General features: G+C 61.6%; 18 protein-coding genes. 10 read left to right on the plus strand and 8 right to left on the minus strand.

Features of this window, described 5'->3' with window-relative positions:
• Positions 1-89 precede the first annotated feature (89 nt).
• From FHT79_RS07295 to FHT79_RS07305, 3 genes are all read right to left on the minus strand, one after another.
• Positions 90-617 carry a lytic transglycosylase domain-containing protein gene (locus FHT79_RS07295; protein WP_029868443.1) on the minus strand — a complete coding sequence of 176 codons (528 nt, stop codon included), beginning with the start codon at positions 615-617 and terminating at the stop codon, positions 90-92.
• A 263-nt stretch (positions 618-880) separates the two neighbouring features.
• Entirely contained in the window at positions 881-1,642 is a 762-nt protein-coding gene (locus tag FHT79_RS07300; protein ID WP_183903169.1) for an N-acetylmuramoyl-L-alanine amidase, read from the minus strand.
• Positions 1,639-2,346 carry a DnaJ family molecular chaperone gene (locus FHT79_RS07305; RefSeq protein ID WP_029867953.1) on the minus strand — a complete coding sequence of 236 codons (708 nt, stop codon included), beginning with the start codon at positions 2,344-2,346 and terminating at the stop codon, positions 1,639-1,641. Before FHT79_RS07305 ends, FHT79_RS07300 begins: the two co-directional genes overlap by 4 nt.
• Positions 2,347-2,755: 409 nt before the next feature.
• On the opposite strand from FHT79_RS07305, the gene FHT79_RS07310 reads away from it, so the two are divergent.
• From FHT79_RS07310 to FHT79_RS07320, 3 genes are all read left to right on the plus strand, one after another.
• On the plus strand, positions 2,756-3,967 hold the full coding sequence (locus FHT79_RS07310; protein ID WP_029867950.1) for a pyrophosphate--fructose-6-phosphate 1-phosphotransferase: 1,212 nt from the start codon (positions 2,756-2,758) through the stop codon (positions 3,965-3,967).
• Positions 3,968-4,024: 57 nt separating this feature from the next.
• Positions 4,025-4,660 (plus strand): LysE family translocator, encoded by a 636-nt coding sequence (locus tag FHT79_RS07315; RefSeq protein ID WP_029867949.1) that lies wholly within the window; start codon positions 4,025-4,027, stop codon positions 4,658-4,660.
• A gap of 115 nt (positions 4,661-4,775) precedes the next feature.
• Positions 4,776-5,717, plus strand: a complete 942-nt coding sequence (locus FHT79_RS07320; RefSeq protein WP_183903170.1) for a lytic transglycosylase domain-containing protein — start codon at positions 4,776-4,778, stop codon at positions 5,715-5,717.
• A gap of 32 nt (positions 5,718-5,749) precedes the next feature.
• On the opposite strand, the gene FHT79_RS07325 is transcribed toward FHT79_RS07320, so the two are convergent.
• The gene (locus tag FHT79_RS07325) at positions 5,750-7,174 is read right to left on the minus strand and encodes a serine hydrolase (RefSeq protein WP_183903171.1); all 1,425 of its coding nucleotides are present in this window, start codon (positions 7,172-7,174) and stop codon (positions 5,750-5,752) included.
• A gap of 218 nt (positions 7,175-7,392) precedes the next feature.
• Between FHT79_RS07325 and FHT79_RS07330 the strand changes: the two genes are divergently transcribed.
• The 5 genes from FHT79_RS07330 (at position 7,393) to FHT79_RS07350 (ending at position 12,567) form a co-directional block, all read left to right on the plus strand.
• Positions 7,393-8,637 carry a DUF3419 family protein gene (locus FHT79_RS07330; protein WP_183903172.1) on the plus strand — a complete coding sequence of 415 codons (1,245 nt, stop codon included), beginning with the start codon at positions 7,393-7,395 and terminating at the stop codon, positions 8,635-8,637.
• Complete coding sequence (locus FHT79_RS07335) at positions 8,634-9,305, plus strand: class I SAM-dependent methyltransferase (RefSeq protein WP_183903173.1); 672 nt, start codon at positions 8,634-8,636, stop codon at positions 9,303-9,305. The genes FHT79_RS07330 and FHT79_RS07335 overlap by 4 nt, the downstream gene beginning before the upstream one ends.
• Positions 9,306-9,434: 129 nt before the next feature.
• On the plus strand, positions 9,435-10,232 hold the full coding sequence (locus FHT79_RS07340; protein WP_047610975.1) for a GH25 family lysozyme: 798 nt from the start codon (positions 9,435-9,437) through the stop codon (positions 10,230-10,232).
• Between the two features lie 81 nt (positions 10,233-10,313).
• Positions 10,314-11,531, plus strand: coding sequence for a lytic murein transglycosylase (locus FHT79_RS07345; protein ID WP_183844629.1), 1,218 nt, complete (start codon positions 10,314-10,316; stop codon positions 11,529-11,531).
• 130 nt (positions 11,532-11,661) lie between these two features.
• On the plus strand, positions 11,662-12,567 hold the full coding sequence (locus FHT79_RS07350; protein ID WP_183844628.1) for a DMT family transporter: 906 nt from the start codon (positions 11,662-11,664) through the stop codon (positions 12,565-12,567).
• 462 nt (positions 12,568-13,029) lie between these two features.
• Here FHT79_RS07350 and metF read toward each other — a convergent pair whose 3' ends face one another.
• The 4 genes from metF to FHT79_RS07370 all read right to left on the minus strand — a co-directional run bounded on the left by metF (position 13,030) and on the right by FHT79_RS07370 (position 17,608).
• The gene (metF, locus tag FHT79_RS07355) at positions 13,030-13,932 is read right to left on the minus strand and encodes a methylenetetrahydrofolate reductase [NAD(P)H] (protein WP_028756318.1); all 903 of its coding nucleotides are present in this window, start codon (positions 13,930-13,932) and stop codon (positions 13,030-13,032) included.
• Position 13,933: 1 nt separating this feature from the next.
• Positions 13,934-14,959, minus strand: coding sequence for a metalloregulator ArsR/SmtB family transcription factor (locus tag FHT79_RS07360; RefSeq protein ID WP_183844627.1), 1,026 nt, complete (start codon positions 14,957-14,959; stop codon positions 13,934-13,936).
• A gap of 160 nt (positions 14,960-15,119) precedes the next feature.
• A complete protein-coding gene (gene ettA, locus FHT79_RS07365) occupies positions 15,120-16,769 on the minus strand; it encodes an energy-dependent translational throttle protein EttA (RefSeq protein WP_028755828.1) in 1,650 nt (549 codons plus the stop codon).
• Between the two features lie 98 nt (positions 16,770-16,867).
• On the minus strand, positions 16,868-17,608 hold the full coding sequence (locus tag FHT79_RS07370; RefSeq protein WP_028755827.1) for a ribonuclease T2: 741 nt from the start codon (positions 17,606-17,608) through the stop codon (positions 16,868-16,870).
• Between the two features lie 157 nt (positions 17,609-17,765).
• Here FHT79_RS07370 and FHT79_RS07375 point away from each other — a divergent pair, with 157 nt between their 5' ends.
• Together FHT79_RS07375 and FHT79_RS07380 are read left to right on the plus strand one after the other, a co-directional pair.
• A complete protein-coding gene (locus FHT79_RS07375; RefSeq protein ID WP_183903174.1) occupies positions 17,766-18,695 on the plus strand; it encodes an alpha/beta hydrolase in 930 nt (309 codons plus the stop codon).
• Between the two features lie 32 nt (positions 18,696-18,727).
• On the plus strand, positions 18,728-19,684 hold the full coding sequence (locus tag FHT79_RS07380; RefSeq protein ID WP_028755825.1) for a DMT family transporter: 957 nt from the start codon (positions 18,728-18,730) through the stop codon (positions 19,682-19,684).
• Positions 19,685-19,688: the final 4 nt, after the last annotated feature.

Here is a 19,688-nt window from a genome sequence, read left to right on the forward strand (position 1 = left end):
GTTTTCAAGGCGGAATATCACGGCAAGTGCGCTCCATCATACGGCAAAATTGCCGCAAGGCAATTTTGCCGGGACGCGCCGAGCTATGCTCAGTCGAGCATCGCCAGGACCTTGCCGCAATAGGTCTTCGACACCGGGTTCATGCGCGTGGCGGCATGGCCGGCATTGTATTTCAGGATCGTGTTGCAGGTCTGCCCGCCGCCGAGCTGATGGGCGGCCGCCAGATATTTCATGCCGTATTTGATGTTGGTCTCGGGATCGAACAGGCCCTTCCTCGTGCCGGAATATCCCATCATCCGCGCCGTCGCCGGCTTGATCTGCATCAGGCCGACTTCGCCGGCACTGCCGCGGGCATTCGGATTGAAATTGCTCTCGACGCGTACGACAGCCTGGGCGAGTGCGACGGGCACGTCGTATTCGGCGGCATATTTATTGATCAGCGCGGCATAGGGAATGCTGGCGGAAAAGTCGGGCATGGCATAGCCACTCTGGCGGTCGACGGTCTTCAGCGGGATGGTTTGCGCCCTGACGCCCCAATCATCATTCGCCGAGGCAAAGTTATACCCCGCCAGCAGCATGCCGAAGCACGCCGCAGCGCCAACAATCAACTTCTTCATATAGTCTCTTCACTCCGACCCAAAGAATTGCAGGACTGCGCGCCTCGCCGTCATTCGGTCACACGCGAGCAAGGACTGATCGCGTTCCGTAGCAATTCTTATCGTTTCATTTGGCGCTCATGGTTACACTTGAAAACAGCCGTGAGCGCTGTTCAGCGGGCGTCCTTAGACCATCGCAATGAGGAGATAATAGGGAAATGATGTGGCGAGGCGGTTTTCTCGCCGGCCGCGAGGAATCCGCTCCTGATATCAGGCTGTTCCGATCAGGAATAACGCGGCAGCGTCGATAGCAGCCGGTGCAGCGTGTCGATCGTCGAGAAATCGGCGATGCCATCCACCCTTTCGGGCCGGAAATGGCGCTGGAAAGCCTCCACGTCGCCCGCCATTTTTTCGGAAAATTCGCCTGTAATTTCAGTGCCGTAACCATAGAGCGACAGCATCGACTGCAGCGCTTCGACAGGCTGGCCGGCATCGCCGCATTGGAAGAACCGCCCACCGGTGATCTTTGCCGGCTCGACCCAGTGCCCGACACCCGCCCGGTGGAGCTCGGCCCAGGGGAATTTCTCGCCCGGATCGACCTTGCGGATCGGGGCGACATCGGAATGCCCAAGCACCCGTTCCGGCGCCATCGACCAACGTTTGACACAGTCGCGACACAATTCAATCACCGCGGCGATCTGCTCTTTTGGATAATCCGGGAGCCCGCCGGGATGGCCGGCATTGGCGATCTCGATGCCGATCGACAGCGAATTGATATCCGTCTCGCCGTGCCAGCTGCTTTTTCCCGCGTGCCAGGCACGCCGTATTTCCGGCACGAGCTGCACCACCTCGCCGTTCTCATGCACGAAATAATGGCTGGAAACCTGGCTCTCGGCGCGACAGAGCCAGTCGAGCGCACCATCTGCCGTCGGCATGCCGGTATAATGCAGCAGGATCATATCCGGACGGCGCCCGTCTGCCCGCTCGCCGTGGTTCGGCGAAGGCTGCACGCGGGCGCTCCTGCAATCGGCCTCGAAAGAGGTCATGCGGCGCGGCGTTCCTTCTCGATCGCCGCATAGGCCGCATTCAGCGCCGCCATGCGTTCATTGGCGATGACATGGAATTCCTTCGGCACGCCGCGCGAGATCAGCCTGTCGGGATGATGTTCGCTGACGAGGCCACGGTAACGGCGGCGGATGGTCGGGAAATCATCCGAAGGCGAGACGCCGAGCACCTTATAGGGATCGCCGCCGGACGAGACGTGGCGGGCGGCGATCTGCTCGAAGCGGGTTTCGCTCATCTGGAAGATCTCGCCGATATGGTGCAGGAAATTCAGTTCCTTCTCGTGGATCAGCCCATCGGCTTTGGCGATGTGGAAGAGGCCGTCGAGCACGTCTTCCAGCACCGGGCAATTGGCCGCACAGGTAACGCAGAGCGTGGAGAGCCGTTCGGCATAGGCTTCGTAGCCGGCGACATCCTGGCGAGCGAGGTTGTAAAGCCTGGCGACGTTCTTGGCCTGATCCTCAGGGAATTCGAAGATTTCGCGGAAGGCTTCGACCTCCTTCTCGCTGACGATGCCGTCGGCCTTGGCCATCTTGGCCGACAGCGCGATGATCGCCACGGAGAAAGCCACCTTACGCCGGGTCTCGGGATCGCCTTCGAAAACCGTACGGATAGCCTCGACCACCGCAGACAACGCATTGCCCGCGGTATTGCCAATGGCATTCAACAGTTTTTCCCAGAAGGACATCGAAAATCTCACAGACTTGTCAACTTATAGCAAACAGCTTGACCAAAGAATCGCAGCCTTTGCAAGGCGACTATTGGTCGTAGGGCCGAACACAGTTTTCACGATTTGGTAATTGTCGCACCGCAGCAAACGATTCACGGCGCCCGCTTTCATCTCGTATGGCAACGGCTGACGATCGCCGGCGTATCGCCCGTGCAGGTGAATCCGGAGTGCGCGACGGAAATTTCCACAACAGTTCCCGACACGCAGATCGGGCTTGAAACGATTATATCATTACTTCCTGCCATCTTCGCGGCCCAACTCGGCATAAAGGCGCATTTTTCGTAAATTCTTTACTTTACAGGCCCCTTTCCCTGCCGCATCCATGCGTTAGCTAACGCCACCGCACCGAAACGCCATAGGAGGGATCATGGCCAAGCAGAAAGTCGCAATGCTGACCGCCGGAGGCCTGGCACCCTGTCTTTCTTCCGCCGTCGGCGGTCTCATCGAACGCTATAGCGACGTCGCGCCCGATCTCGATATCGTCGCCTACAAGTCCGGATACCAGGGCGTGCTCACCGGCGACAGCATCGCGATCACCCGCGAGATGCGCGAAAAGGCGCCGCTGCTGCACCGTTACGGCGGCTCGCCGATCGGCAACAGCCGCGTCAAGCTCACCAATGCCGCCGACTGCGTCAAGCGCGGCCTGGTCAAGGAAGGCGAGAACCCGCTGCGGGTCGCCGCCGAACGCCTCGCCAATGACGGCATCACCATTCTCCACACGATCGGCGGCGACGACACCAACACCACAGCCGCCGACCTTGCCGCCTACCTCGCCGCCAACGGCTACAATCTCACCGTCGTCGGCCTGCCGAAGACGGTCGACAACGACGTCGTCCCGATCCGCCAGTCGCTCGGCGCCTGGACGGCCGCCGAAGTCGGCGCGCATTTCTTCGACAATGTCAGCAACGAGCAGACGGCCGCACCCCGCACCCTCGTCATCCATGAAGTCATGGGCCGCCATTGCGGCTGGCTGACGGCCGCCACCGCCCGCGCCTATCTCCAGCGCACCAGCCGCAACCAGTATGTCGACGGCCTGATGATGGATGCGCATCTGAAGAGCATCGACGCCGTCTACCTGCCTGAGATGGCCTTCGACCTCGACGCCGAGGCCGCCCGCCTGAAGGAAAGCATGGACCGCAACGGCCACGCCACGGTCTTCGTCTCGGAAGGCGCCTGCCTCGACGCCATCGTCGCCGAGCGGGAAGCCGCCGGCGAAACCGTCAAGCGTGACGCCTTCGGCCATGTGAAGATCGACACGATCAATGTCGGCGCCTGGTTCCAGAAGCAGTTCGCCAACCTCCTGAATGCCGAACGTTCCCTTGTGCAGAAATCAGGCTATTTCGCCCGCTCGGCGCCGGCCAACGGCGACGACCTCAGGCTGATCCAGAGCATGGTCGATCTCGCCGTCGAAAGCGCGCTCAATAAAGTCTCCGGCGTCACCGGCCATGACGAAGCGCAGAACGGTAAGTTGCGCACTATAGAATTCCCGCGCATCAAGGGCGGCAAGGCTTTTGACCTGTCGACGGCATGGTTTGCCGAAGTCATGGACAATATAGGTCAGAAATACAAAGAAGCGTGATTGACGGATGGTTAATATGATGTCTTTGCTTGTTCCTGAGGAATAGGAGGAGACACCATGTCATTTGAAGCCTGGCTCGCTTTTGCGGCGGCATCGGCCATCATGCTGGCCATACCGGGGCCGACGATACTGCTCGTCGTTTCCTATGCGCTCGGTCATGGGCGCAGGACGGCGTTTGCGACGGTGAGCGGCGTGGCGCTTGGTGACTTCACCGCGATGACGGCTTCCCTCTTCGGTCTCGGTGCCGTTCTGGCCGCCTCCGCCACCCTCTTCACCGTGTTGAAGTGGATCGGCGGCGCCTACCTGATCTATCTGGGAGTCAAGCTCTGGCGGGCTCCCATCATCGGCGAACCGGTTGCCGACAACGACAATCTGCCGGAGGAAAAGTCGCTCAAGATCTTCCTCCACGCCTATGTCGTCACCGCCCTCAATCCGAAGAGCATCATCTTCTTCGTCGCCTTCGTGCCGCAGTTCCTCAATCCGGCCCTGCCCTTCGTCGGCCAGATGGCGATCATGGAAGCGACCTTCCTCGTGCTGGCGATCCTCAACGCCTCCACCTACGCGTTTCTTGCCCATACCGCGCGTGGACTGATTCGCAAGGCGAGCATCCAGCGCGCCGTAAACCGAACGGGAGGCACCCTGCTGATCGCTGCAGGCGCCGTAACCGCCGGGTATCGCCGTATTGCAGCATAGAAATATTCCGTGGTTGCCGGAATGCCACGAATAGGTTAATGGGGTCACCAGGGCTTAAGGTTTTTGGTAACTTTTATACGCTGCCGGGGCGGCGCGATTTCACGAAAGTGGCGGAATGGTAGCGATCGGATTATCCGGCCTGAAACGCAGTCTTGTCGTTTCCACGATACTCTGCGGTGTGATGACGGGATGCACGAGCGTCGAATACACATCGCAGGCCGAACTGACTGCCGCCCAGACCGTGGTGCCGATGCCGAAACCCGGCGAAGACGAAACACTCGCCGCGATCCCGACAGCCGAAGGTGCTGCCGGTCAGGCGGTTGCCGGCGCCACGATTCCCCAGCCATCCCCCTCCCTGACTGCGACGGCGATGCCAACCGTAACAGCCTCTCAGCCTGCAGACCTCGCCATGCAGGCAGGCATACAGCCTGCAGCCTATGCGCAGATCCCGCTGACGCCCGAGATGACGGCAATCCAGTCCGTCGTGCCGACGCCGCGTCCGGGAACGCCGGCACAGCCGACGACGCAGCTTGCCTTTGCCGCGACACCGCAGAACAGCGCGCTTGCAGCACTTGCCGCCGTCGACACCACGCCGCGTGCCAGCATGGACTACGGTTTCGACGAATCCGGGCCGATCGATCCGCCGACGGCGCCCCCGATGTTCAGCGACGACGACAGAGACGACGCGCCGACAGTGGAGAAGAGCTTCGTCACCAAGCTCATCCAGAAATACTCGAAGATCTACGAAATTCCCGAGACGCTGCTCCACCGCATCGTCCATCGCGAGAGCCGCTACAATCCGAAGGCCTACAACAAGCGCGGCTATTTCGGCCTGATGCAGATCAAATACAACACCGCCAGATCAATGGGTTATGACGGTGCCCCTGGCGGGCTCTTCGATGCCGAAACCAACATCAAATATGCCGCCAAATATCTGCGTGGCGCCTGGCTCGTCTCCGACAGCAAGGAAGACGATGCCGTCCGCCTCTATGCGCGCGGCTATTATTACGACGCCAAGCGCAAGGGCATGACCGACATCGCCCAGGGTAATTACTGACATCGAGCAATTACTGAGACGGCGATCGCAGCCTATGGCTGCGGCTGCGCCTGTTGCCGCGACCCAGCCTGCTGTTGTGGCTCCTCCTCTTGCGGCAAGGCCGCTAGGATCTTCTTGAGAAGCACCTGCGGCTGATAACCGAGCCAGCTCGGCGTCAGGCCGAGCCGGACGACGACCAGATTGGCGGAGGGCACGATCGCCATGCTCTGCCCGTCATGCCCCGTCAACCAAAACGTATCCTCCGGCAGTCCGAACGCCGCGCTTGAGCCGCCAGGAGCGAGCCAGGCCTGGCCCTGCGTATAACGTCCGTTCGAAGCCACCGTCGGAGTGCGCATGGCGCCGACGAACCCTTCCGGCAACAGCCGCCGGTCATTCCACACGCCGTCTTGCAACAGGAACTGCCCGAAGCGCGCCCAGTCATGCGCCGTCGCATAGAGATAGGAGCTGCCGGCAAACGTGCCGCGCGCATCGAGTTCGAATACCGCACTCGTCATGCCGAGCGGCGAAAACAGCGCGTCGTGCGGATAGGAAAAGGCCGCCTGTGGATTGCCGACCCTGTCCATCCAGATGCGCGACAACAGCACGGCCGTGCCGCTCGAATAGCGGAAGCGCTGGCCGGGCGGCGCCTCCATCGGTGCATTGGCCGGCAGCGACACCATGTCTGGATCGAGATAGAGCATGCGCGTCACATCGGCGACATCGCCATAGTCCTCGTTGAAGGCAAGGCCGCTCTCCATGCCGAGCAGGTCCGACACCTTGATCTTGGCGCGCTCATCCTTCTGCCACTGCGCCAGCAGTTCGTCGTCGTCGAAGGAGATTTTGCCGTCGAGCATCAGCCGGCCGAGAATCGCAGCGTTCACCGTCTTCGTCATCGACCAGCCGATCAGCGGAGTCTTCGCCGAGAAACCGGGGCCATAGGCTTCAGCGACGACGCGGCCATTGTGCACCACCACGATCGCCCGCATTGCCGGGCCGGCAATTCCGGGATCGGCAAGCAGTGCGGCAATCCTCCCGTCCGCCGGATTGCCGGTGCCCTCGCCCTCCGGCCACAAGGCGTCGCTCGTCTCCATTTTAACAGGCGCATCGAAGGGCACGGCCTTCGCCGCCGCCTCGAAATCGCCGTCCGGCACGCTCGTACAGCCGAAGGCGCCGCGATAGAGCGCATAACTTGGCGCAAACAGCCCCATGAAGCGCGCCGTCACCCGTTCCTTGTCGTGGTCAACGCTGACGCGTATCAGCCGCAGCAGCGGATTTCCGGGCGCCTGAACGTCGTCATGGAGCACATCCTCGGCCCCGCGACCGGCGATGAAGACGTTGGAGCAGACGATCTTGGCGGCGTAACCGTCACCGACACGCAGCAGTTCCGGCGGCTGAATAAAAAGCCAGCCGGCGGCGACGAAGACGACGAGAACGACAAGGAGAGCAAGCGCCTTCAGGATACGCAGGACAAATCGCATGGCATTCCTCCATGCCGGGAGAGAAGCAGGAATCGCAGGCGCCGAAAAGGGGCCAAAGCCAAGAAGGCCTGTCGTCCCGATCACTTTCCCAGGAGAGCCATCCCGGTCGGTCTTCCGAGCCGGTCGAAGTCTCCGAAGAACGGCGCCCCACAGCCCACGTCATCAAACTGTAGCAGAGGCGCGCTACACGCCCTGAACGCTAAAAAGGTGACAGACTCATGTCAGAATTTGCACCGGATGCCGGCTTCCGCAAGAACCGGAAACTCAAGGACGCCCTTCTCCGCCACAAGGCTTTTTCGAAGGACGGCTTTTCCGAACGTCTCTTCGGTCTTCTCTTCTCCGGCCTCGTCTACCCGCAGATCTGGGAGGATCCGGATCTCGACATGCAGGCGATGGAGCTGAAGCCCAACCATCGCATCGTCACCATCGGCTCCGGCGGCTGCAACATGCTCGCCTATCTCTCCAAGGCGCCGGCCTCGATCGACGTCGTCGACCTCAACCCGCACCATATCGCTCTGAACCGCCTGAAGCTTGCGGCCTTCAAACATCTTCCCGGCCACGCCGATCTCGTCCGCTTCCTGGCCATGCCGAACGAGAAGTCGAACAGCCGCGCCTATGACCAGCATCTCGCTGCCCGCCTCGATGAGGCGACCCGCAGCTACTGGAACGGCCGCAAATTCGGCCGTCGCCGAGTCACCGTCTTCGACCGCAACATCTACGAAACCGGCCTGCTCGGCCGCTTCATCGGCGCGGCCCACCTTCTTGCCCGCCTGCACGGCGTCAATCTGCGCGAAATGACCAAGACCCGCTCGATCCGCGAGCAGCGCCAGTTCTTCGACGAGCAGATCGCGCCGCTGTTCGAAAAGCCGGTCGTGCGCTGGATTACCGGCCGCAAGAGCTCGCTCTTCGGCCTCGGCATTCCGCCGCAGCAATATGACGAACTCGCAAGCCTTGCCGCCGATCATTCGATCGCGCCGGTGCTGAAGCACCGCCTGGAAAAGCTCGCCTGTCATTTCCCGATGAGCGACAACTATTTCGCCTGGCAGGCCTTCGGCCGCCGCTACGGCACCGAAGAGGAAGGCCCGCTGCCGACCTATCTGAAGTCGGAACACTATCAGGTGATCCGCGCCAATGTCGACCGCGTCAACGTCCACCACGCCAGCTTCACCGAGTTGCTCGCCCGCGAGCCGGCCGCCTCGCGCGACCGCTATATCCTGCTCGACGCGCAGGACTGGATGACGGACGAGCAGTTGAACGACGTCTGGCGGGAGATCACCCGCACGGCGCGCGAAGGCGCCCGCGTGATCTTCCGCACCGCCGCTGAAAAGAGCATCATCGAAGGCCGCCTGGCACCGGTGATCCGCGACCAGTGGGATTACTTCGAGGAGAAGTCGCGTGAGCTGACGGCGCTCGATCGCTCGGCAATCTATGGCGGCTTCCACATTTACGGGAAGAAGGCGTGAGCAAGGTCGGCACTGAGACGGCAGCAAAGAGCGACGAACATGCCAGCCTGATGGATGGCGTGTACCGCTATCAGCGCCATATCTACGACCTCACCCGCAAATATTACCTTCTCGGCCGCGACAGCACGATCCGCAAGCTCGACGTGCCGGAGGGCGGCACGCTGCTCGAAGTCGGCTGCGGCACCGGACGCAACATGGCCTTCGCCCATCGGCATTTCCCGACCGCCAAGCTGTTCGGCCTCGACATTTCTCAGGAAATGCTGATTTCGGCCCGCAAGACCTTCGCCACCAAGGCGACGATCCCGGACTTCCGCGTCGCCGACGCCACGGCGTTCACGCCGCGCGAATTCGGTGTCAGCGGCTTCGACCGCATCCTGATTTCCTATGCCCTGTCGATGATCCCCGACTGGGAACGCGCCGTCGATGCAGCAATCGCCGCACTCAATCCCGGCGGCCAGCTGCACATCGTCGATTTCGGCCAGCAGGAAGGCCTGCCGGGCTGGTTCCGGCGCATGCTGCAGGCCTGGCTTGCGAAATTCCACGTCACTCCGCGGCCCGACTTGCGCGAGGTCCTGGAAGCGCAAGCCCATGAAAACAACGCGAGATTGCTGTTCGATACCGTTGGCGGCGGTTATGCCTGGCGGGCGGCCATTATCAGCAAGCGCTGATAATTCGCTTGAAACTAACCGATTTTTTACGTTGATATGGTGAAAAGAGGGTTATTCCTCTGCCGACTCGTCTTTTTCGAAGGTCAGGCTGTGGGGCAAAGAGATCATTCGAGTTACGACGGGACGCCCATGCGCCGGCTTTTGTTTTGCGTTTTGCCCCTGGCTATCATGCTGGCCGGCTGCACCTCTTCCGGTTACGACTATCTCGAAACGGCGTCGATCAAGCCGAAGACGCGTTTCAAGGACACCGATCCGCAGGATTTCGGCCCGAAGCATCCGCAGCAGAACCAGATCCACGGCATCGACATCTCCAAATGGCAGGGCGATATCGATTGGGGCACGGTCAAGAATTCCGGCGTCGCCTTCGCCTTCATCAAGGCGACCGAAGGCAAGGACAGGGTCGATCCGCGCTTCGACGAATATTGGCGTGAGGCCCGCGCCGCCGGCATCCCGCACGCTCCCTATCATTTCTATTATTTCTGCTCTTCGGCCGATCAGCAGGCAGACTGGTTCATCCGCAACGTGCCGAAGGAGGCCATGCGCCTGCCGCCGGTGCTCGACGTCGAATGGAACGCCGAATCGAAGACCTGCCGCTACCGTCCCGATCCGGAAACCGTACGCGCCGAAATGCAGCGTTTCATGGACCGGCTGGAGGCCTATTACGGCAAGCGCCCGATCATCTACACCTCGGTCGATTTCCACCGCGACAATCTCGCCGGCTACTTCCAGGATTATCATTTCTGGGTCCGTTCGGTGGCAAAACACCCTGAGGTGACCTATACCGACCGCCGCTGGGCCTTCTGGCAATATACCTCCACCGGCGTTATCCCCGGCATCAGCGGTCCCACAGATATCAATGTCTTTGCCGGCAGCGCAAAGAACTGGAACAACTGGGTCGCGGCCGTTTCCAAGGATAGAAATTCTTAGTAACGTCCTGCGATGTTTCTTGCTTCCGTCACATTCATCTGTGAAAGCGACGGCAATCTTTTTGATATAAGGACCGTATCCATGCACCGCTCGCTCGCAAGCCGCTCTGCACTCGCCCTTCTGTTTGTCCTCGCCCTCGCAGGCGGCGCGGCCGCCCAGCAGGCCACGGACGCAGCCCCGGCAGCGCCCTGCGGCGGCGATCTCTCCGCCTTCCTCGAAGGTGTCAAGAAAGATGCGGTCGCAGCCGGCGCCAGCGCGGCGGCCGCCGACGAGGCTTTTGCCGGCGCCGAGATCGACCCCAAGGTGCTGAGCCGGGATCGCGCCCAGGGCGTCTTCAAGCAGACCTTCCTCGAATTCTCCCAGCGCACCGTCAGCCAGGGCCGCCTCGACATCGGCCGCCAGAAGATGAAGCAATATGCCGACGTCTTTGCCCGCGCCGAGCAGGAATTCGGCGTTCCCCCGGGCGTCATCACCGCTTTCTGGGCGATGGAGACCGATTTCGGCGCCGTCCAAGGCGATTTCAACACCCGCAACGCCCTGGTGACGCTGGCGCATGACTGCCGCCGCCCGGAACTCTTTCGCCCGCAGCTGATCGCCCTGGTCGAGATGGTTCAACACGGCGACCTCGACCCCGCCACCAATACCGGCGCTTGGGCCGGCGAGATCGGCCAGGTGCAGATGCTGCCGCGCGACATCATCGCCTATGGCATGGACGGCGATGGTGATGGCCATATCCGCCTGAAGCAGAGCAGCCCGGACGCCATTCTGACGGCGGCCAAATTCATCCAGCATCTCGGCTTCGAGCGCGGCCAGCCCTGGCTGCAGGAAGTGACCCTGCCCGATAACCTGCCCTGGGAGAAATCCGGCCTCGGCGGCACGATGAAAGCGGGAGAATGGTTTGCGCTCGGCGTCAAGCCGCGTGACGGCAATACCGCCTTCGGCAACCTCGAAGGCGACCTCGTCCTGCCGCAGGGCCGCATGGGGCCGGCCTTCATCGCCTATCCGAATTTCAAAATCTATCTCGAATGGAACAAGTCGTTTATCTACACGACGTCTGCCGCCTATTTCGGCACGCGTCTTTCCGGCGCCGAGCCCTATCTCAAGGGCGTGCCGGAACAGGGGCTCGCCAGCGACCAGATGAAGGCGCTGCAGACCAAGCTGCAGTCGCTCGGCCATGATGTCGGCGAGATCGACGGCATCCTCGGCTCCGGCACGCGTGTCGCGATCCAGAAGGAACAGCAGCGCCTCGGCATGCCGGCCGACGGCTGGGCGACGCCTGCCCTTCTCAACGCCCTCTGATCCCCGCTGACACCTTGCCGCCCGTTTCGCAAGAAACGGGTGGCGCGATCCGCCTGCTGCGCTAAAGCTTCACGCCGAAAACCGGTGCCGGTTTTCGGCGAAACGAACGGCTTGCGGTGGAGGAACCGGCGTGGACAGCAGAATGAATGCCTGGACCTGGGGCCTGCTGGTCCTGCTCGGCCTGATCTGGGGCGCCTCCTTCTTCTTTGCCCGCATTGCCGTCCAGCACGTGCCGCCCCTGACCCTCGTCTTCCTCAGGCTGCTGCTGGCAGCGCTGGCGCTGCATGTCTATGTCGCCGGCCGTTTCGACCTCTATGCGATCCTGAAGGCCCGATGGCGCGAGTTCCTGATCCTCGGGCTCATCAACAATGCTCTGCCGCACGCGCTGATCTTCTTCGGCCAGACCCGCATCGGCGCCGGCCTTGCGGCGATCCTGAATGCGACGACGCCGATCTGGACCGTGCTCATCGCCAACCACTTCACCTCGGACGAGAAACTGTCCCCGGCAAAGATCGTCGGCTGCCTCGTCGGCCTCCTCGGCACGATCGTGCTGATCGGCCCCGGCATCTCGGCTGGTGGCGAAGCGCCGCTCTGGGCGCTGATGCTTCCCGTGCTTGCCGCCATCTCCTATGGCTTCGCCGCCACCTATGGCAAACGCTTCAGGGATGTTCCAGCCCCTGTCACCGCAGCCGGCCAGTTGACCGCGTCCTCGCTGATTGCACTGCCGCTGTCGCTGCTCACCGATCGCCCCTGGGCGCTGGCCGCACCGCCGCTTGAAGCGCTGCTTGCCATCCTGGCGCTGGCGCTGTTGTCGACCGCCTTCGGCTATATCCTCTATTTCCGGATCATGGCGGCGGCCGGCGCCACCAACGCCTCGCTTGTCACCCTGTTGGTGCCGCCGAGCGCCATCTTGCTCGGCGTGCTTTTCCTTGGCGAAAGGCTTGCACTTGGCGAATTTGCCGGTATGGCGCTGATCGGTTTCGGCCTCGTCATTCTCGACGGCCGCGCCTATCGCCTGCTGCTGAGAACCGCCTGAACCGGTTGCGAATTCCGCATGTTTTCAACCGGTTGCCGGTCCGCCATGTTTTGGGCGCATAAGTAAATCCGAAATCGCCTGATTTAACGGCATGTTAAAATCTGTGAACAAAAATTCATCGAAAATTATCGATTTATTTCAGAGGCTTACCGAAACTGCATTCGACTTATCCACTGATCCCTTCTGCAGCGCAGCATAAAATCCGCTTTCCAACCGACATATTTCAGACATATTATTGGCCGGTTAACGCGAGGAGACAGACATGGGACTCACGCAATCCTTGAATGTTCTGTTGGTCAGTGCAGCGTTTGCTTTCGTTTTGTCCATGCTCTTCATCTGAGCCGGCCGACGAAAGCGTAACGACTGATAGTGCCTAAACTCCCCAGTAGCTGATCAATCCGCCAACGAAAAAGCGCATGTCCCGCCCGACATGCGCTTTTACTTTTGAACATCCCGAAAGGATCAGGCGGCTGCGCCCGCACTTTTTGTTTCCCGGCGCGACACGCCGAGATTGTCGAGCACGGCGGAAACCAGCGGCGCACGGTTCATCGTATAGAGATGGAAATCATGGATGCCACGCCGGACGAGATCCTCGATCTGCTCGGCAGCGACATCGGCTGCCACCTTCGCCCGCTCCTCGGGCTTGTCGTCAAAGCCGGCGAAGCGCTCGTCGAGAAAGGCGGGGATGATCGTGCCGCAGGCCCCAGCAAAACGCTTCAACTGCGTCAGGTTCTGGATCGGCATGATGCCGGGCACAACAGGGATCGAGATGCCGGCGCCGCGCACCCGCTCCAGGTAACGCTCGAAATTGTCGTTGTCGAAGAAGAACTGCGTCAGCGCCCGGTTGGCGCCATTGTCGGCCTTGCGCTTCAGCATGTCGATATCGGCGGCCGTATCGCGGCTTTCCGGGTGTTTTTCCGGATAGGCGGAGACCGAAATCTCGAAATCGCCGATTTCCCTGAGGCCGGCCACCAGCTCCGCCGCATTGGCGTAACCGCCGGGATGCGGCTGGTAGGGCGCGCCGGCGCCGCCGGGCGCATCGCCACGCAGCGCCACGAAATGCGTCACGCCGACTTTGCGGAAGGTGTCGACCACCTGATGCGTCTCCTCCTTCGTCGCGCCGACGCAGGTGAGATGAGAGGCGGTGGCAAACGGCGTCTGCGACAGGAAACGCGTGACGGTCGACAGCGTCGGCGCCTTGGTGGTGCCGCCGGCGCCATAGGTCACCGACACGAAATCCGCGTCCCAATCCTGCAACTGGCTGACAGTATGCCAGAGCTGCCCTTCCATCTCTTCCGATTTCGGCGGGAAGAATTCGAACGAGATCCTGATGTTGCGGCCGCGTGCTTCGTTTTTCAAAGCCATGTCATATCCTCCCGGCAAATGTAGGTTCGGCGCCTTCGTTCGTCTGCGAAGCCATGAGGCGCCTCGGATCGCGCGCGAGCCAGACGGTGACCGTCAAGCCCTGCCCGCTTTGCTGACCCGGATGAAGATCGACGGCCTGCTCGACGTCGAGCCCGGCCTTGCGCAGCCAGTCGGACATCGCCTGGTGCGAAAAGCCGAGACGGACATGCGCATGTTCGTCGCGGAGATATTCGAGCGTGTGCGGCGCCAGGTCGATGACCACCAGCCGGCCGCCCGGCCGAAGCATGCGCGCCGCTTCCGCGATGGCAATTTCCGGCTGATCGAAGAAATGCAGCACCTGGTGGATCGTCACCAGGTCGAAATCCTGCCCCTCGAACGGCAGGTTCAGGATATCGGCATGGCGCACGGTGGCCTTGGTGATGCGGGACTTGTCGAGATTGGCGCGCGCCACGCTCAGCATGTCGCGGCTGGCATCGACACCGATGGCGCGGCGGTAAAGCCCGGACAGCAGTTCGAGGATGCGGCCGGTGCCGGTGCCGAGATCGAGCAGCGAATCGATCGGCTGGTTGCCGAGCAGCCGGATGACGGCGGCGTCGACTTCCTCATCGGCGGCATGTAGGCGGCGAAGCTCGTCCCATTCGGCCGCGTTGCGACTGAAATAGGCCTGCGCCCGCTCGGCCCGCTGGCGCTTGACCTGCGACAGCCGCTCGCCGTCGCGAAGGATGGTCGGATCGTTCTCGGAGACATGCTTCAGCAGCGCCCGCACCAGCAAGGCCGCCTTGCCGTCCTGCTTGAGACGGAAATAGGCCCAGGCACCCTCCTGGTATCGTTCGATCAGTTCGGCCTCGCCGAGCAGCTTCAGGTGACGGGAGATGCGCGGTTGGGATTGGCCGAGAATTTCGGTAAGATCGGTCACCGTCAGATCGCCACCGTCAAGAAGAGCCAGAAGACGCAGGCGCGTGGGTTCGCCAGCCGCCTTCAAGACGTCTACCAGCGCATCCAGTCCAAGCTTCAGAGGTTCGCTCATCTTCGATCCAATCAAGATATAAAGATATCTTTATGTGATTTGAAATGCCGTGGCAAGCGACAATTCGCACTCTCCGCGAAATTGCCTGCTCAAATTGCGACAGAGATCGACATGAAAAAGCCCCGGCCGAACCGGGGCTTTCGCAAGGAAAAAAGATGGATCAGCGCGTCAGGCGCTTATGGGCCTGGCTGCCCGGGTTGAGGGCATCGGGACCAAGGCGGCGCACCTTGTCCTGTTCATAATCCTCGAAGTTGCCTTCGAACCATTCGACATGGCCATCGCCTTCGAAAGCGAGAATATGCGTCGCCAGACGGTCGAGGAACATGCGATCGTGGCTGATGATGATGGCGCAGCCGGCGAAATTCTCCAGCGCGTTTTCCAACGCACCCAGCGTTTCGGTATCGAGGTCGTTGGTCGGTTCGTCGAGCAGCAGAACGTTGCCGCCGGCCTTCAGCATCTTGGCGAGGTGAACGCGGTTGCGCTGACCACCGGAGAGATTGCCGACCTTCTGCTGCTGATCGCCACCCTTGAAGTTGAACGCGCCGCAATAGGCGCGGGAGTTCATGTCGAACTTGCCGAGCTTGATGATTTCGGCGCCACCGGAGATTTCCTCCCAGACCGTCTTGTCGGCCGCGAGCGCGTCGCGGCTCTGGTCGACATAGCCGAGATGCACGGTCTCGCCGATGCGGATCGAGCCGCCATCCGGCTTTTCCTGGCCGGTGATCATCCTGAACAGCGTCGTCTTGCCGGCGCCGTTCGGGCCGATGATGCCGACGATGCCGCCCGGCGGCAGCTTGATCGACAGGTCATTGATCAGCGTCCGGCCCTCGAAGCCCTTGGTGATGCCTTCCATCTCGATGACCACCTGGCCGAGGCGCTCGCTGACCGGGATGATGATCTGTGCATCGCCGGGACGCTGTTTTTCGGCGGCATCCACCAGCTGCTCGTAGGACTTGATACGCGCCTTGGACTTGGCCTGGCGGGCCTTCGGGCTGGAAGCGATCCATTCCTGCTCGCGGCTGATCGCCTTCTGGCGCGATGCTTCTTCGCGATTTTCCTGCAGCATGCGCTTGGCTTTCGCCTGCAGATAGGCCGAGTAGTTGCCTTCGTAGGGAATGCCGCGGCCACGGTCGAGTTCGAGGATCCAGCCGGTGACGTTGTCCAGGAAGTAGCGATCGTGGGTAATCATCATCACGGCGCCCGGATAGTCGCGCAGATGCTTTTCGAGCCAGGCGATGGTTTCGGCGTCGAGATGGTTGGTCGGTTCGTCGAGCAGCAGCAGATCCGGCTGCGACAGCAGCAGGCGGCAGAGCGCGACGCGGCGGCGCTCACCACCGGATAGGCTGGTGACATCGGAATCGCGCGGCGGGCAGCGCAGCGCTTCCATCGCCATTTCGACCTGGCTTTCCAGGTCCCAGAGGTTCTGGCTGTCGATGACGTCCTGAAGCTTGGCGCCCTCTTCCGCGGTCTCGTCGGAATAGTTCATCATCAATTCATTGTAGCGATCCACGATCGCCGTCTTCGAGGCAACGCCCTCCATGACGTTCTCGAACACCGTCTTGTTGGGATCGAGGTGCGGCTCCTGCTCGAGGTAGCCGACCGTCGCACCTTCGGCGAGCCAGGCTTCGCCGGTATACTCCTTGTCCTGGCCCGCGATGATGCGCAACACGGTGGATTTACCCGCGCCGTTCGGTCCGAGGATACCGATCTTGGCATCGGGGTAGAAAGAAAGATGGATGTTCTCCAGGATCTTCTTGTTGCCATAGGCCTTGTTGAGGCCGGACATATGATAGATGAACTGACGTGCCATACTGCGCTGCTCCGGGCGGGAAACTTCGATTGTGCCGCTATGTAGGCGAAACAGCGCCTGCGGGCAACGCCGAAACCCGGTTTACTCCGGATTTCCGGTCAAAAGCCCGCAGCGTCGACCACACCTTCGTCGCAGCCGAAGGAGGTTTTTCCCGCGCCCTGGATCAGATCGGCAAGCCCGGCACTTTTCGCCGATGCCGCCCCGGCGGCTTCCGAAAGCCCGATCGTCAGCTCGCTGATCATCCGGATATTGCCGGCCCGCCGGCAGCTCATCTTGACGCGGTCGCCAGCGCCAGGCCCGAAGCTCTTGTCGAAAGCCGCCTTGATCGCGTCGGCCTTGACAGGCTTGCCGATATTGGCGGCGAAGAGCTCGCGCACCGCCGAGGCATTGAGCGCGCCGACCAGATGCACGCCGACGCCGAAATAGTCGTCCGCGCTCATTTTCGTGCAGGTGCCGTGCTTCGTCCATTCATGCCGTTCCAGGCCGGATTGCGTGCCGGGCATCGCTTTTGCCAGCGCCGTCTTCGTCTCGGCCGAAAGCACGACCTCCGGCAATGTGTTCCAGTTGCCATCCTTATCGGCGGCCTTCTGGTCGGCGCTGACGCCGCAATAATCCTGGCGCATCGGCCAGAGCCCGTGCAACGAGAAGTTCGTCGCGTCATGGCGTTCCACGGCCTGGGTCGCGCATTCGGCCTTTTTCTGGTTCGTCTGGCAGAAGGCGGGCTGCCAGCTCGCCGCCAGAATGAAACGGGTGCGCCCACCGCCCTCCTGGGCCGTAGCGGCGCCGGAAACAACCATCGACAAGGCAAACGCCAGGGTACGCAATTGCATGCTGCTCATTTCAACCCCCAAAAGAACAATACGGGAACAAATAAGCACGAAGCTCAAACGGGCGCAACCCTGAATCGCAGCAACGTCGTATTTTGTTATCGGATAAACCAAACCCCCATGTTGCTTTTATCAGGCAATCTGGTCTGTTGCCGCAGGGAGGATCCATATGTTTGCTGAAACGCAGAAGCTCGCCGTAGTGGGGGCGTCGCTGGCTTATCACCATGCTGAAGCTACTGGTCCGGCCCGCGGCATCCTGTTGATATCGCATGGCCTCGCCGAACATTCGAAACGCTATCGCGCCTTTGCCGAGACGATGGCGGCGCGCCGCTATCATGTCTATGCCCATGATCACCGCGGCCACGGCGAAACGACGGCGCCCGATGCTCCGATCGGCCGCTTCGCCCGACGAGGTGGCGTCGAAAGGGTGATCGGCGACCTCATCGCCATGCGCGGCCATGCGGCATCCCGCCATCCCGGCCTGCCGATCATCCTCTTCGGCCATTCGATGGGCGGCCTCATCGCCCTCAATGCAGCCGTCACCGCTCCGGCCGACTTCGACGCCGTCGCCGTCTGGAATTCGAATTTCGCCGTCGGCCTCGCCGGCCGCGCCGCCCAGGCGATCCTGCTGGCCGAGCGCATGCTGAAGGGCTCCGACGTGCCGAGCGGCCTGCTGCCGAAGCTCACCTTCGGCGCCTGGGGCAAATCCATTCCCGGCCGCCGCACCGAGTTCGACTGGCTGTCGCACAGACCCGATGAAGTCGACAAATATGTCACCGATCCGCTTTGCGGCTTCGACGCCTCGGTCTCTCTCTGGCTCGATCTCTTCGAGCTGACCTTCCGCGGACCGCAGAAAATCCATCTCGACCGGCTGCCGCGCGATATGCCGGTTCATCTGGTCGGCGGCGGAGAAGACCCGGCGACGGAGCGGGGAAAAGCCGTGCTCTGGCTGTCAAACCATTTGAAGGGCCTGGGCTTCTCCCGTATCAGCACTCAGATATATCAGGACTTGCGACACGAGACGCTGAATGAGATCGGCGCGGATGCGGCGATCGCAGCTTTCGCCGACTGGTGCGACGAGGTGGTCGCAAGATCCTGAGCGACCAATATGCTGAGTACGGGGATTTCATCATGAGCAGCACCTCCGCCCGCCCCGTTTCGTCCGCCTCCGACGTGACGACGGGGCTTGCGCTGATGGTTCTTTCGGTGATGGTCTCGCCGCTCATCGATATCTTCGCCAAGCTTGCCATCACCACCGTGCCATCCGGGGAGATCACCGCCGGCCGTTTCGTCGTCCAGGCGCTCTGCATGCTGCCGCTTGTGATATGGCGGCGCAGCTTCGCTGATTTCTCCTGGCGCCAGAGCCTCTTCCATGCCATCCGCGGCGCGATCATCACCATCTCGATGATCTCCTTCGTCACCACGCTGAAATATATGGCGGTCGCCGACGCGATCGCGATCTTCTTCGTCGAGCCGATCATGGTGACGATCCTCGGCGGCATCTTCCTGAAGGAGACGATTGGCTGGCGACGTTATACCGCCTGCGGCGTCGGCTTCTTCGGGGCGATGCTGATCATTCAGCCAAGTTTCGAAGAGGTCGGCTACATCGCGCTTCTGCCTGTCGTCAGCGCGCTCTGCATCGCCATCTTCGTACTGATGACCCGCGCCCTCTCGCGCAGGGAAGACCCCTGGTCGATGCAGTTCCAGATGAGCATCTGGGGCCTGCTCTTCTGTGTCCTCCTGCTTTTCCTCGGTCAGGGAACCGGTTCCGACCTCTTCGATCCCGTCATGCCGGAAGGCCGCGCCTGGTTCTATGTCGCCGGCGTCGGCGCCATGGCCGCAATCACCGGCATCGTCGGCGTCTACGCCTATCGCGCAGCACCGGCCTCGACGCTAGCGCCGCTGCAATATTTCGAGATCGTCTCGGCGACGATCTTCGCCTGGCTGGTCTTCGGCGACTTTCCGGATGCCGTCAAATGGCTCGGCATTGCCATCATCGTGGCATCGGGCATCTACATCCTCTGGCGCGAGCGCCGCTTTGCTTCAAAGCCTGTATCCGATACATCTGAGGTGACGATGGCGCCGTAGACAT

Origin of the sequence: Rhizobium sp. BK212, from assembly GCF_014197475.1 — a bacterium.
Classification (GTDB): Bacteria; Pseudomonadota; Alphaproteobacteria; order Rhizobiales; family Rhizobiaceae; genus Rhizobium; species Rhizobium anhuiense.

Coding starts and splice junctions, on each gene's coding strand:
- FHT79_RS07295 (WP_029868443.1), bottom strand. CDS start 617: ATGAAGAAGTTGATTGTTGGCGCTGCGGCGTGCTTCGGCATGCTGCTG.
- FHT79_RS07300 (WP_183903169.1), bottom strand. CDS start 1,642: ATGACCTCTTTCGAGGCCGATTGCAGGAGCGCCCGCGTGCAGCCTTCG.
- FHT79_RS07305 (WP_029867953.1), bottom strand. CDS start 2,346: ATGTCCTTCTGGGAAAAACTGTTGAATGCCATTGGCAATACCGCGGGC.
- FHT79_RS07310 (WP_029867950.1), top strand. CDS start 2,756: ATGGCCAAGCAGAAAGTCGCAATGCTGACCGCCGGAGGCCTGGCACCC.
- FHT79_RS07315 (WP_029867949.1), top strand. CDS start 4,025: ATGTCATTTGAAGCCTGGCTCGCTTTTGCGGCGGCATCGGCCATCATG.
- FHT79_RS07320 (WP_183903170.1), top strand. CDS start 4,776: ATGGTAGCGATCGGATTATCCGGCCTGAAACGCAGTCTTGTCGTTTCC.
- FHT79_RS07325 (WP_183903171.1), bottom strand. CDS start 7,174: ATGCGATTTGTCCTGCGTATCCTGAAGGCGCTTGCTCTCCTTGTCGTT.
- FHT79_RS07330 (WP_183903172.1), top strand. CDS start 7,393: ATGTCAGAATTTGCACCGGATGCCGGCTTCCGCAAGAACCGGAAACTC.
- FHT79_RS07340 (WP_047610975.1), top strand. CDS start 9,435: ATGCGCCGGCTTTTGTTTTGCGTTTTGCCCCTGGCTATCATGCTGGCC.
- FHT79_RS07345 (WP_183844629.1), top strand. CDS start 10,314: ATGCACCGCTCGCTCGCAAGCCGCTCTGCACTCGCCCTTCTGTTTGTC.
- metF (WP_028756318.1), bottom strand. CDS start 13,932: ATGGCTTTGAAAAACGAAGCACGCGGCCGCAACATCAGGATCTCGTTC.
- FHT79_RS07360 (WP_183844627.1), bottom strand. CDS start 14,959: ATGAGCGAACCTCTGAAGCTTGGACTGGATGCGCTGGTAGACGTCTTG.
- ettA (WP_028755828.1), bottom strand. CDS start 16,769: ATGGCACGTCAGTTCATCTATCATATGTCCGGCCTCAACAAGGCCTAT.
- FHT79_RS07370 (WP_028755827.1), bottom strand. CDS start 17,608: ATGAGCAGCATGCAATTGCGTACCCTGGCGTTTGCCTTGTCGATGGTT.
- FHT79_RS07375 (WP_183903174.1), top strand. CDS start 17,766: ATGTTTGCTGAAACGCAGAAGCTCGCCGTAGTGGGGGCGTCGCTGGCT.
- FHT79_RS07380 (WP_028755825.1), top strand. CDS start 18,728: ATGAGCAGCACCTCCGCCCGCCCCGTTTCGTCCGCCTCCGACGTGACG.